The sequence below is a fragment of the Pseudomonas sp. PDM25 genome, from assembly GCF_019219045.1.
Classification (GTDB): domain Bacteria; phylum Pseudomonadota; class Gammaproteobacteria; order Pseudomonadales; family Pseudomonadaceae; genus Aquipseudomonas.
The window spans coordinates 64,192-77,907 of sequence record NZ_JAHUWL010000018.1 but is presented as its reverse complement, the minus strand read 5'-3'; the positions used below and the strand labels follow the sequence as shown (position 1 = coordinate 77,907).

General features: G+C 55.8%; 9 protein-coding genes. 7 read left to right on the top strand and 2 right to left on the bottom strand.

Annotated features, from left to right (window positions below):
* The first annotated feature begins 75 nt into the window (after window positions 1-75).
* The 4 genes from KW848_RS26630 (at window position 76) to katG (ending at window position 6,090) form a co-directional block, all read left to right on the top strand.
* Complete coding sequence (locus KW848_RS26630; protein WP_309140086.1) at window positions 76-1,368, top strand: MFS transporter; 1,293 nt, start codon at window positions 76-78, stop codon at window positions 1,366-1,368.
* A gap of 30 nt (window positions 1,369-1,398) precedes the next feature.
* Window positions 1,399-2,625, top strand: coding sequence for a CaiB/BaiF CoA-transferase family protein (locus KW848_RS26625; protein ID WP_218538557.1), 1,227 nt, complete (start codon window positions 1,399-1,401; stop codon window positions 2,623-2,625).
* Window positions 2,622-3,416 (top strand): methylmalonyl-CoA decarboxylase, encoded by a 795-nt coding sequence (gene scpB, locus KW848_RS26620; protein WP_218538556.1) that lies wholly within the window; start codon window positions 2,622-2,624, stop codon window positions 3,414-3,416. Before KW848_RS26625 ends, scpB begins: the two co-directional genes overlap by 4 nt.
* Window positions 3,417-3,834: 418 nt before the next feature.
* Entirely contained in the window at window positions 3,835-6,090 is a 2,256-nt protein-coding gene (gene katG / locus KW848_RS26615) for a catalase/peroxidase HPI (RefSeq protein ID WP_218538555.1), read from the top strand.
* Between the two features lie 417 nt (window positions 6,091-6,507).
* Here katG and KW848_RS26610 read toward each other — a convergent pair whose 3' ends face one another.
* Entirely contained in the window at window positions 6,508-6,840 is a 333-nt protein-coding gene (locus KW848_RS26610; RefSeq protein ID WP_218538554.1) for a DUF6124 family protein, read from the bottom strand.
* 149 nt (window positions 6,841-6,989) lie between these two features.
* Between KW848_RS26610 and KW848_RS32270 the strand changes: the two genes are divergently transcribed.
* Together KW848_RS32270 and KW848_RS26600 are read left to right on the top strand one after the other, a co-directional pair.
* Window positions 6,990-8,555, top strand: coding sequence for an AAA family ATPase (locus tag KW848_RS32270; protein ID WP_218538553.1), 1,566 nt, complete (start codon window positions 6,990-6,992; stop codon window positions 8,553-8,555).
* Between the two features lies 1 nt (window position 8,556).
* Window positions 8,557-9,633, top strand: a complete 1,077-nt coding sequence (locus KW848_RS26600; protein WP_218538552.1) for a hypothetical protein — start codon at window positions 8,557-8,559, stop codon at window positions 9,631-9,633.
* Between the two features lie 369 nt (window positions 9,634-10,002).
* Here the strand turns inward: KW848_RS26600 and mqo are convergent, their stop codons facing one another.
* The gene (gene mqo, locus KW848_RS26595; protein ID WP_218538551.1) at window positions 10,003-11,649 is read right to left on the bottom strand and encodes a malate dehydrogenase (quinone); all 1,647 of its coding nucleotides are present in this window, start codon (window positions 11,647-11,649) and stop codon (window positions 10,003-10,005) included.
* A gap of 377 nt (window positions 11,650-12,026) precedes the next feature.
* Between mqo and ilvD the strand changes: the two genes are divergently transcribed.
* Window positions 12,027-13,709, top strand: coding sequence for a dihydroxy-acid dehydratase (gene ilvD, locus KW848_RS26590; protein WP_218538550.1), 1,683 nt, complete (start codon window positions 12,027-12,029; stop codon window positions 13,707-13,709).
* Window positions 13,710-13,716 lie beyond the last annotated feature (7 nt).

Genomic DNA, 13,716 nt, shown 5'->3' with positions numbered 1-13,716 from the left:
CAGCGCTTCTATAGGCCTGATCAAGGTCAATGGGAGATCTCAATGTCTAGAGTGTTAACAGCATCAGCAACGAGCGTGAAGCCCATCAAGACGCCCCTGACCCGCGAGCAGATTCGTGGCTTCTGGACGGTCTACGTGGGATGGGTTCTGGATGGCGTGGATTCGGTAATCTTCGCCCTGGTTCTGATTCCTGCCCTGACCGAACTGCTGCCCGCCTCGGGCATTGAGCCCAGCGCCACCAACATCGCCATGTACGGGTCGATCACGTTCGGGTTGTTTCTGATCGGCTGGGGGATGTCGTTCATCTGGGGGCCGCTCGCCGACCGCTTTGGCCGGGTGAAAATGCTCGCCGCCAGCATCCTGGTCTACTCGCTGTTTACCGGCGCGGCGGCGTTCTCGGAGAACATCTGGCAGTTGGCGGCATTTCGGCTGATCGCCGGGATCGGCGTCGGCGGCGAGTGGGCACTCGCCGGCACCTATGTCGCCGAGAGCTGGCCGGAAGACCGGCGCAAGATGGGCGCGGGTTATCTGCAAACCGGCTACTACTTTGGCTTCTTCATTGCCGCACTGTTGAACTACACCGTCGGCGCCACCTATGGCTGGCGCGTGATGTTTCTCTGCGGCCTGTTCCCGGCGTTCATTGCGATCTATACCGCGCTGAAAGTGAAAGAGCCGGGCCAGGTGCGCAACGCTGCGCTCAACCTCAAAACCCCCGAGTTGAAACCTGCAACGCGCGCGTCGTGGTGGGAAATTTTTGCCCCGGCCTTTCGACGCCGCACGTTGACCAGCTCATTGCTGGTCGGGGTCGCCATCGTCGGCTTGTGGGCCGGCTCGGTGTACGAAGCGACGGCTGTCGTCACGCTGGCCACCCAGGCGGGCATTGACCACGTCGGCGCGGTGCACCTCGCCTCCATCGGCGCAGCGGTGCTGTCGCTCAGCACGATTCTGGGTTGCCTCGTGGCGCCCTGGCTGGCCGAACGACTGGGTCGACGGGTTGCTCTGGGCATCTATTTCGCCGGCATGGCGACATCGATCATCGTCGCGTTCGGCTGGGTGTTCTACATGGACGATGGCCTTCATCTGTTCATGGTGTCGCTGGTGTTCCTCGGCTTCTTCGGCGGTAACTTCGCGATTTTCTCGCTCTGGCTGCCCGAGCAGTATCCGACCCGGATCCGCGCCACGGCCTTCGCCTTCAATGCCTCGGTCGGTCGCTTCATCGGCGCCGGCGTCAACTTCCTGCTGGCCGCGGCGATTCACTGGTATGGCTCGCTCGGCGCCCCCATCGCCTGGACGGCTGCGGCCTTCGTGGTCGGCATTCTGATCCTGCCGTTTGCCGTCGAAACCCGTGATCAAACCTTGCCGCAATAACCCGCACCTGAACACTTACTGGAGAACCCTATGCAAGCGTTGCAAGGCGTGAAGATTGTTGATCTGAGTCGCGCACTGTCGGGGCCGTTCTGCACCATGGTGCTGGCGGACCTCGGGGCCGATGTGATCAAGGTCGAGCCCGGCCCGACCGGCGACATGAGCCGCACCTGGGGCCCGTTCGACCGGGGCGTGAGCACTTACTACCTGTCGTGTAACCGCAACAAGCGCGGCCTGTGCATCGACTTCCGCAATCCCCAGGGATTGGCCACTATCCAGCGGCTGATCGATGACGCCGACGTCGTCATCGAGAACTTCAAACCCGGCACGCTGGAGAGTATGGGGCTCGGTTATGACGTGCTCAGCGCCCGTAATCCGCGACTGATCATGGGCAGCATCAATGCCTTTGGCGCCGACGGGCCGATGAGCAGTTGGCCGGGCTTCGACCAGATTGCCCAGGGTTATTCGGGGTTGATGAGCCTGACCGGTTTCGTCGATGGCGACCCGACGCGCACCGGCACCGCCATCGGCGATTTGACCTCGGGCATGTGGCTGGTGACGGCGGTGTTGGCGGCCCTGCTGGAGCGCTCGACGACCGGGCAAGGCCAACACGTCAGTACGTCGTTGCTGGCCAGTTTAATCGGGCTGTTGAGTGTGCACGGTCAACGTTATCTCAGCCTGGGTGATGTGCCGCGTCGTACCGGCAATGCGCATTCGGTGATTGCGCCTTATGGCGTGTTCCAGACGCTGGACGGCCCGCTGAATCTGGCGCCGATCACCTCGGCCATGTGGGGGCGTTTGTGCGTGCTGCTCGATTTACCAGCGTTGCCGGATGACCCGCGATTTGCCACCAACGAAGCGCGAGTCGAACGGCGTGACGAGTTACGGGAGATTCTGGAAAGCCGCTTGAAAACCCGCAGCAAACTCGAATGGACCACGCTGTTCGTCGAGGCAGGATTGCCCGCCGGTCCGATCAACACGCTCGACGAAGTGTTCGACGACCCGCAGGTACTGCACAGCCAACTGACCGAAACACTTACGCACCCGACACTCGGCGCATTGCGCCAGGTAGTGACACCGGTGTTCAGCGCCACCGACGGCGCCGCCAGCCGTCCACCGCCGCTCCTCGGTGAACACACCATTGAAGTCCTGCGCGAAGCCGGTTTCGACGCTGCATCGATCAACGCACTGCTCGCCACCAAAGTCGTGTTCCAGGACACCGACGTTTCGCCCGCACACTCAACAGGAACCACCCAATGAACCCAACCTCCTCTGGCACCGTGACCGTCAACATCGTCGATGAACGCATCGCGCGGGTGGTGTTCAGCAACCCCACCCACCGCAACGCCCTCAGCGCGCAGTTGCTGGCATCCCTCGATGAAAGCCTCGCCGCCCTCGCCTTACAACGCGTCCCCGTGGTGATTCTTGGCAGCGAAGTGGGCCAGCCGGTGTGGAGCGCCGGTCACGACATACGCGAACTGCAACACGACCGCGACCCGATTGCCTACGGCAAACCCCTCGAACAGGTACTGCGCCGCATCCGCGCCTACCCCGGCGTGGTGATCGCCCTGATTTCCGGCTCGGTCTGGGGCGGTGCGGTAGACCTGGCCATGAGCTGCGACCTGGTGGTTGCCGACCACAGCGCGAGCTTCGCAATGACCCCGGCCAACATCGGCTTGCCCTACACCACCAGCGGGTTGCTGCGGTTCTTCAACAACTTGCCGATTCACGTGCTGAAGGAAATGTTCTTCACGGCGCAGAAACTGGATGCCGAACGGGCGGAGCGGTTTGGCGTGATCAATAGACTGGTGAACAGCGACGCGCTGGAAACGACTGCGCTCGACATGGCCCAAGGCATCGCCGGCAAAGCGCCGCTGGCCATTGCGGCGGTGAAGGAACAATTGCGCATTCTGGAAGACCTGCAACCGATGCCTGTGCAGGCGATGGAGCAGATTGCGGAGTTGCGGCGACAGGCCTGCGAAAGCGCCGATTTCACTGAAGGGCTGGCGGCCTTCACCGAGCGCAGGCCGGCGGTGTTCAGTGGCAACTGATACGCCGCCGTAAAAGTCCCGTGATGTAAGCGCTTTCGCCTGCGAGCCGCGTCTATGGGTCCAGATAGACGCGGCCCCGCCCCGTGACGCCAGTAAAAGACTCTGCCTATCACGACCCAATACTCCCCCTATTAGCTGACTTCCCAACTGGGGTCTAACCTTATTCGAGCGTCGGCACCATAAGCCGGCCGGTCAAGAGCTGATAAGGAGATAGGAATGGGTCAGAAACCTGACTAAACCTGCCGTAGGCCACCGTGCAGGCAACTCGATTGCCGCTGTTCAGAATTCCCCTGTGATCAAAACAATCAGTTGATCAAACTGCTGGCCCTGCAGCCTGTGTCATTGGTTTCGCCCGTTGCTGTTTAACGCCCACGTTGGGCCGGATAGCCGGATGAATACGACCAAAGGTAGCTCACACATGGCAAACGAATCGAAATGCCCGTTCATTAGCGCCGCTGGCGGTGGCACGACAAACCGCGACTGGTGGCCGAACCAACTGAATCTGAAAATCCTCCATCAGCACTCGTCCCTGTCCGACCCCATGGACAAGGACTTCAACTACGCAGAAGCCTTCAAAAGCCTGGACTTTGAAGCGGTCAAAAGAGACCTGACTGCGTTGATGACTGACTCCCAGGACTGGTGGCCGGCGGACTTCGGTCACTACGGGCCACTCTTCATTCGCATGGCCTGGCACGCCGCCGGTACGTACCGCACCGGTGACGGTCGTGGTGGCGCCGGTTCCGGCCAGCAACGCTTCGCGCCGCTCAACAGTTGGCCGGACAACGTCAGCCTCGATAAGGCACGTCGGCTGCTCTGGCCGATCAAGCAAAAATATGGCAACAAAATTTCCTGGGCTGATCTGATCGTCCTCACCGGCAACGTCGCCCTGGAGTCCATGGGCTTCAAGACCTTCGGCTTTTCCGGCGGTCGTCCGGACGTTTGGGAACCGGATGAGGACGTCTACTGGGGCTCGGAAAACAAGTGGCTGGGCGGCGACACCCGCTACGGCAAAAAAGACGAGCCCATGCAAGAACCCGGCGAAGGCCCACTTGTAGCTGAGCCAGGGGAAAACGAGGCTAGCCGCACTGAACAGGGGCGCAACCTGGAGAACCCGCTCGCCGCCGTGCAAATGGGCCTGATCTACGTCAACCCGGAAGGCCCGGAAGGCAACCCGGATCCGGTCGCTGCGGGCAAGGACATCCGCGAAACGTTCGGTCGCATGGCGATGAATGACGAAGAAACCGTGGCACTGATCGCCGGCGGCCACGCCTTCGGCAAGACCCATGGCGCCGGACCTGCCGACAATGTCGGGGCCGAGCCCGAAGCCGCTGGCCTCGAAGCCCAAGGCTTTGGCTGGAAGAACAGCTTTGGCACCGGCAAAGGCGCAGATACCATCACCAGCGGCCTGGAAGTGACCTGGACCACCACACCCACGAAATGGAGCAACAACTACCTGGAAAACCTGTTCGGCTTCGAGTGGGAACTGAGCAAAAGTCCGGCCGGTGCGAACCAGTGGATACCGAAAAATAACGCCGGCGCCGGCATCATTCCGGATGCTCACGACCCGTCCAAGCGTCGCAATCCGACCATGCTGACCACCGACCTGTCGCTGCGATTCGACCCGATCTATGAGCCGATTTCACGGCGTTTCCTGGCCAATCCAGACCAGTTGGCCGACGCGTTCGCCCGCGCCTGGTTCAAGCTGATCCACCGCGACATGGGTCCCCTCTCCCGCTACCTCGGCCCGGAAATGCCGAGCGAAGAGCTGCTGTGGCAAGACCCGATTCCAGCGGTCGACCATGCCTTGGTCAACGACAGTGACGTCGCCGCGCTCAAGAGCAAACTCCTGGCCTCGGGCCTGACCGTCTCGCAGCTTGTATCAACGGCTTGGGCGGCGGCGTCGACTTTCCGCGGCTCCGACAAACGCGGTGGCGCCAACGGTGGGCGCTTGCGTCTGGCCCCGCAAAAGTTCTGGCAGGCCAACCAGCCTGAGCAACTGGCGAGCGTGCTGGCGAAACTCGAGGGTATCCAAAGCGAGTTCAACAACAGCGGCAAGAAAATCTCGCTGGCAGACCTGATCGTGCTGGCCGGTAATGCCGGCGTCGAACAGGCGGCGAAAAATGCCGGTCAAACCGTGACGGTGCCTTTCTCACCTGGGCGGATGGATGCCACCCAAGAGCAGACGGACGTGGAGTCTTTCGGCTTCCTCGAACCCATCGCCGATGGCTTCCGCAACTACCTCAAAGGCAAATACAGCGTCCCGGCCGAGCATCTGTTGATCGACAAGGCGCAACTGCTGACACTCACCGCGCCAGAAATGACCGCGCTCATTGGCGGCATGCGTGTGTTGAACACCAACGTCGGACAAACCAGGCACGGTGTATTCACCCAGCAGCCGGAAGCGTTGACCAACGACTTCTTCAAAAACCTGCTGGACATGGGCGTGGAATGGAAACCGGTGTCGAAGGCTAATGAGGAGTTCGAAGGGCGCGATCGCAAAACCGGCGAATTGAAATGGACCGGCACCCGCGTCGATCTCGTCTTCGGCTCAAATGCGCAGTTGCGAGCGTTGGCTGAAGTCTATGCAACCGCTGATGCGCAGGAAAAGTTCGTGAAAGACTTCGTCGCCGCCTGGGCCAAAGTAATGGACCTGGATCGCTTCGACCTCAGGTAACACGAGCGGTATCGCTGAAACTGCAACGCCTCCCACTGTGGAGGCGTTGTTGGTTCAGGCGCGGCGCTGGCGGGAGAATGTCTGATCGCAGAAAGGACTAAGTGGGAGAGATCGTGGCCAGGGCGCCAATCAAAATGGTCAACACCAGAAATCCACCCAGGAAAATCGCCATCTTGCCCATTGGGCCTCCTACATTATGAGTTTGCGGTGCAGCGGTTGCCGCGACTGCGGAGCGTGCCGTTATTGTGAGCCGGCGGCTGTGTGCATTACAGATGCAGATGACGCGGGAAAATACGGATCAGATCCGCGAACATGTAAGAGCTGCCAAAGGCTCGGACCGTGTTCGGGCGATGATTTAATCTTAAAACGTAAAAAAGCCCCGCCCCCTAAAAAGGGACGGGGCTTTTCACTGCCATATCACGCTGAAACAACGCCCTCCTCTACCGTCTGCGGATCAACCTGATCCAGCATTCGATTCACTGACAACTCCGCCAATGAAATCATCTGCTCTATCGCCAATGCCAAATTGCATTTAGGACCTTCGAGGATGAATGCCAGCTCAGAGGCCATCACACCGGCTGAGGCAAGGGTTTCACAGGCGTGAACAGGTAGGGTTTCGGAGTGAGTTTTGGGGACGATTGAAAAAATGGAATTGGGACGGCGTTTAGCCATGGCTGGCTTGTTGGATTTGAATGTGGGGGCGGTTTCTTCGCTGTCCGTATAGGGAGGATTCGGGGTTTCTTTGATCACGTACTGATGACAGGTATGCCTCAAAAAGAAAATTCCGACCCCAAAATTATGGCCATTTGATGGCTTTCAATCTAGCATAGCCTTTGTGTGTGAAATGTGTGGTATTCAAATCGTTAACCTAAGCGCGTCGACATAGAAAGGGAATTATTGTGCTTGACTATATAAGAATTAAAAACCTTCGCAGCTTAGAAGACACCGGAAACATTAAAATCAACCCCGTAACTGTGTTGCTAGGAGAAAACAGCTCTGGTAAAAGCACCTTTTTACGAACGTTTCCTCTATTAAAGCAAAGTGTAGAAACGAATACCAGAAGCTCTGTTTTATGGTATGGAAAATATGTCGACTTTGGAGACTTTGACCAAGCGCTCAACAGAAATAACGACAGCAAAGAAATATCATTTACTTTCGGCTTGACAGTCCCACAACAGATACTCATAAACCCCTTGCTTTGGCAAAGAAATCACAGAAGAGATCCAAGCGGTCCGACTACAAAAATAGTTGTTGATATACGACTTACTTCTCGCGGCAAAGATGGTCTCACCAGAACAGCAGGACTAAAATTATCAATAGCAGATAATGAAGTTGATATTGGAATCAATGACCAAGGAAAAATTTCGACTTTACATATAAACGGCGCGGAATACTCCGATTATGCGGACTTATTCTCTTACTTTCAGGCGGTACGTTTATTACCGGGGATTTTTGCGAAACATGACCCCTCAGAAGCATTAATGTTCAGTACATGGCGCTCAAAAAACCCACCAGAAAAATTACGCCAGGTCATATTAAGAAAACTTAGCCTCTATATGCATGGAAAATCCGGAGAGTCCGCTATCGCAAGTGCGTACTCTCAAATAAGAATTGGCAGTAGCAAAGATATGCTTACATCCTTCTATCGGGCTTCCCCTACTGTCACCTGGAGAAAGCGAACCGAAGGGATGACACATGACTGCATAGAATTTAAAACAATTCGTGATCTTGTGCTTCTCGCTAGGTTACCTGCTCTGATCCCAGAAATTGACGAAGTACTAAATGAAACATTCCGGAGGGTATCTTACACTGCGCCCCTAAGAGCCTCAGCAGAACGCTATTATAGGTCTCAAGATCTTAGTGTTGGAGAGCTTGACTCTAAGGGTGAAAACTTAGCCATGTTCGTTCGAAATTTATCGGATAGAGAAAAACAAAGTTTAGACAATTGGACAAAACAAGAATTTGGATTCAGGCTAGAAGTAAAATATTCTGGCGGCCACATAACTGCGGGGATTGAATACGAAGGCTCCGGGGAAAGCTTCAACCTCACGGACATGGGCTTCGGCTTTTCTCAAGTAATGCCAATAATAGTCCAGGTTTGGACACTAATCAATAAACAAGCTAGATTCAAAGACGGCTTTACCTACACTTATTTAATTGAACAACCAGAACTCCACTTGCATCCACGCCTTCAAGCCAAGCTTGCCGAAGCTCTCATAAGAGCTGTAATGCAAGCAAAAAAACACGGCATGCAGATCAACTTAATTTTAGAGACTCATAGCGAAGCGATAGTTAACAAAATAGGTTTAATGATGGCTGCAGGCGAGATAAGCAACAATGATGCAAATATCATTATATTTTCCAAAGAAACCGAAAAATCAAAAACCTGTGTCGACCTTAGTAAATTTGATGACGATGGTATATTGACAAACTGGCCCTATGGCTTTTTCGATATCGAGGTGTAAGATGTTTATCTACCTCGATCATTCGATATTAAATTGCATTGCTGCCGAAAAAATTCCTCACGACACCTTAAGATCAATAGAAGGACTATCCCTAATACTGAGATCTGGCGCACATTTAATCAGCGGCGATCAAAAAACTTTAATTGCGATATCAAACTTAAATGACTTAAGTCTCCCTTGCAGAGCCATTTTCCACAGAGCAGCAACCCGCCGCAGTCAAGTCCTCTCAATACTTAAAGATGTAACCACATACACTATCGTTGACTTCGGAAGAAGCAACATAGAGTGCGCAATAGAAAACAACAAAAAAGTTATAAAGATACCAATCGACAGCTTCATAAAGTTAAACTTTCAATCCTCTTCCGAGGTTGTGTTTGAAGACATCAATGACAATCTAATTTACACAGCCGTGGCGGAATGGTATGCAAAAAACGTACTTAACAACAAATATCTCTCACTTACATATAAAAAAGTTCAAGGGGGCGGAAATAGAACCTACGCCGTTTACAAAGAAAAACAGCAAGAGGGAGAAACCTTCTGCTTATGCATAACGGATAGCGATAAAAAATACCCCACTGATACGGCTGGAGATACATCTGCATTGGTCCGCGAAGTAGAAGACACTTCGATGCCCCTCTCGTATCACTTAGACTTAGACTTTCATGAAATCGAAAATTTACTTCCATTGAATTTTCTAGAAGAAAACTCTGGAACTGCCGAAGCAAAACAAATCATCTCTACCTTGAAAATTGCAGAAACTAATGGTTACCCTGAAGCCAAGTTATACTGGGACTATAAAAAAGGTCTTCGCGGTCATTATGCACAAGAAAACGAACACTATAGAAACTATTGGCATGGTGCTCTCGGTGTTGAATACAATAAATGTGCATCACAGTGCACAGCTAAAAAATGCGAATGTTACCTGATCAGACCATGGCCGTTGAAAGCCGAGGTGAAAACAGCACTCGCCTCGAATCATCAAATATCTCCCGACTGTGAAAAATTGAAAAACTTATGGAGCGAGATTGCGAGCGTATTCATAAGCTGGGTTATTGGCGCGCCCCCTCAAAAAACGTAAAACACTAACAATAAATATCGAGAAGATTAAAAGGTGACGGTTAAAAGGCGCCCCCCATTAGCCGGTCTCAAGTCAAGGTCAAAAGCCACCTTGCCCTGCGGTTTTTACTAATTTAAGCGGAGCAGAAAGGGAAATTTATTACGCAAGATACAATGCGCCGAATGAATGGATAAAAAGCTTGGAACTGATGTACGACATTGAATGATCGTTCACCTTTCTGGGGCCGCTTCGCAGCCCAACGGGGGCAAGCCCCCTCGCCACAAAAACTCGTCGACCTAAGCACTGCGAAACCTGCAAGAACTGAATCCCAGATACAAAAAAGCCCACTGACCGTCACCGGTTCAGTGGGCTTTTCGATTACGCCTCTAGTTACAGAGCCATATCAGTCGCAGCATTAGCCTTCGGCGCCTTGGCCGGAGCAGCCGGAGCAGCAGCCGGAGCCACCATCTGACCAATCGCCGGCGGCGGCGTCAGCTGCAACACCTTGGCGGTGTAAGCCCACTCTTCAGCCACTTTCTCAGGGCTGCCATTCAACTGAGTGCCATAGCTCGGCACGATCTGGTGCAGCTTTTCCTGCCAGGCAGGCGATGCCACCTTGTCCTTGAACACCTTTTGCAGCACGGTCAGCATGATCGGTGCAGCCGTCGAAGCGCCCGGCGATGCGCCCAGCAGGCCAGCGATAGTGCCGTCTTGCGAGGCAACAATCTCGGTACCCAACTTCAGCACGCCGCCAGCGGCTTCATCACGCTTGATGATTTGCACGCGTTGGCCAGCTTGCCACAGGCGCCAGTCTTCGGCTTTGGCATTCGGGAAGTATTCTTTGAGGGCGTTGAGGCGGTCTTCGTCAGACAGCATCAGTTGGCCTGCAAGGTACTCGACCAGCGGGTATTCCTTGATGCCGACTTTGGTCATTGGCCACACGTTGTGCGTGGTGGTGGTGGTCAGCAGGTCCAGGTACGAGCCTTCTTTGAGGAACTTGGTGCTGAAGGTCGCGAATGGGCCAAACAGGATGACGCGCTTGCCGTCCAGGACGCGGGTGTCCAGGTGCGGAACCGACATTGGCGGTGCGCCAACGGAGGCTTTGCCGTAGGCCTTGGCCAAGTGTTGCTCGGCGATGGTCGGGTTCTCGGTCACAAGGAACGAGCCGCCAACCGGGAAGCCTGCGTATTCCTGGGCTTCAGGAATGCCGGACTTCTGCAGCAGGTGCAGTGCACCGCCGCCCGCGCCGATGAACACGAACTTGGCGTCGGTTTCGGTTTTGCTGCCGTCTTTCAGGTTTTTGTAGCTGACGCGCCAGCTGCCGTCTTCGTTCTTGGTGATGTCTTGCACTTCGCTAGACAGTTTCAAGTCAAATTTTGGCGTGGTTTGCAGGTGCGCAACGAACTGGCGGGTGATCTCGCCAAAGTTCATGTCGGTACCGATCGGGCTCCAGGTGGCTGCGACTTTCTGGTTCGGGTCACGCCCTTCCATCATCAGCGGAACCCACTTCTTGATCACAGCCGGGTCTTCGGAGTACTGCATGCCAGCGAACAGCGGGCTCGCTTGCAGGGCTTCGTAGCGCTTTTTCAGGAACTTGATGTTGTCATCGCCCCACACAAAGCTCATGTGCGGTGTGGAGTTGATGAACGAACGCGGGTTTTTCAGCACGCCTTGCTGAACCTGCCAGGCCCAGAACTGACGGGAGATCTGAAAGGCTTCGTTGATTTCAACGGCTTTCGTGATCTGGACGTTGCCTTTATCGTCTTCCGGGGTGTAGTTCAATTCGGCCAGGGCAGAGTGACCGGTACCGGCGTTGTTCCAGCCATTGGAGCTTTCCAGGGCGACGCCGTCGAGACGCTCGATCATTTCCATCGAAGTGCCAGGTTCCAGCTCATTGAGCCAAACACCGAGGGTCGCGCTCATGATGCCGCCGCCAATGAGCAGCACATCGACTTTCTTTGCCTCTTCCGCGTGAACGGACGTGATCCCCATCGACAAAGCCAGCCCCAGCAGGGCCGTGTTCATTTTCTTAAACATCTGTAGCACCTTTGATAAAACGTCATCCGCCCTTCCATCCCCATGCTTGATGCCCCTGGTTCACGGCATGCAGGCAGCATGCTGCGGGTTGCGCACGCATAAGGATTGGAGGGTGGGCACACAAGGCCGACGTGTCTCCATCGACCTCAGTTTATATGTCCCTACTGAACTGACTTTTTATCGTTATTGGCTTCAGCTACTTGAGCGACAGTGATTCTGTTGGCGCGTCTCAAGGACGCACAAACTGAATAGGTCAAAGCAAGTTGGCGCGCAGAATATCACGACAAGGCAAACCCGCGCGTCTGTTCCCGACTTGATGGTCCGTCTCGACCACTATACTCATCGTGCTTTTCTCGATGAGCCGGTGAGGAGATGTCATGAGCGACAAAGTTGATCTGCGCAAATATTCCTCCCAAGTGGTCGACGGCGTGGAACGCGCGCCCGGACGATCCATGCTGCGTGCCGTAGGTTTCACCGACGAAGACTTCAAGAAACCGCAGATCGGTATCGCCTCCACCTGGGCGATGGTCACGCCCTGCAACATGCACATCGACAAGCTGGCGATTGAAGCCGAAAAAGGCGCGAATGCCGCTGGCGCCAAGGGCGTTATTTTCAACACCATCACCATTTCCGATGGCATCGCCAACGGCACCGAAGGTATGAAGTATTCGCTGGTGTCGCGGGAAGTGATCGCCGATTCCATTGAAGTCGTGGCCGGCTGCGAAGGCTTTGACGGTCTGGTGACCGTGGGCGGTTGTGACAAGAACATGCCGGGCTGCCTGATCGGTATGGCGCGGCTGAATCGCCCGTCCATCTTCGTGTATGGCGGCACCATCCGGCCGGGCGCAGGCCACACCGATATCATCTCCGTGTTCGAGGCCGTGGGTCAGCACGCGCGGGGGGATATCAGCGAGATTCAGGTCAAGCACATCGAGGAAGTGGCGATTCCGGGCCCCGGCTCCTGCGGCGGCATGTACACCGCCAACACCATGGCTTCTGCGATTGAAGCGTTGGGCATGAGCCTGCCCGGTTCCAGCTCTCAGGACGCCGTCGGCAGCGACAAGGCGTCGGACAGTTTCCGCGCCGGTCAGCAAGTCATGGAGCTGCTCAAGCAAGACATCAAACCGCGCGACATCATGACCCGCAAGGCCTTTGAAAATGCGATTCGGGTGGTGATCGCCCTCGCCGGCTCGACCAATGCCGTGCTGCACCTTCTGGCCATGGCGCATGCGGTGGATGTCGAGCTGACGCTGGATGATTTTGTCGAGTTGGGCAAGGTGTCCCCGGTGGTGGCCGACCTGCGTCCCAGCGGCCAATACATGATGAGCGAACTGGTGGCCATCGGCGGTATCCAGCCGCTGATGAAGCGCATGCTCGCCGCCGGCATGCTGCATGGCGATGCGCTGACGGTCACCGGCAAAACCCTGGCCGAAAACCTGGAAAACGTGCCCGATTACCCCGAAGGTCAGGACGTGATCCTGCCCTTCGACCAACCGATCAAAAAGGACTCCCATTTAGTGGTGCTGCGAGGCAACCTTTCGCCCACCGGCGCCGTGGCCAAGATTACCGGCAAGGAAGGTTTGCGCTTTGAAGGCACGGCTCGTGTGTATCACGGCGAGGAAGGCGCGCTGGCCGGCATCCTCAACGGCGAAGTCAAGGCCGGCGATGTGATCGTGATTCGCTACGAAGGCCCCAAGGGCGGCCCCGGCATGCGCGAAATGCTCTCGCCGACGTCGGCGGTCATGGGCAAGGGGCTGGGCAAAGACGTTGCGCTCATCACCGACGGCCGCTTCTCCGGCGGTTCACACGGGTTTGTGGTGGGCCATATCACGCCCGAAGCCTTTGACGGCGGGCCGATAGCGCTGATTGAAGACGGCGACAAGATCACCATCGACGCCGAAACACGGCAGATCACGGTCGATGTCTCCGACGCCGAACTGGCCGAGCGCAAAACCCGCTGGGTGCGCCCGGAATCCAAGTACAAACGCGGGGTGTTGGCCAAGTACGCGAAGACCGTGTCCAGCGCCTCGGAAGGCGCGGTGACGGACAAGTATCTGTAATCGACGT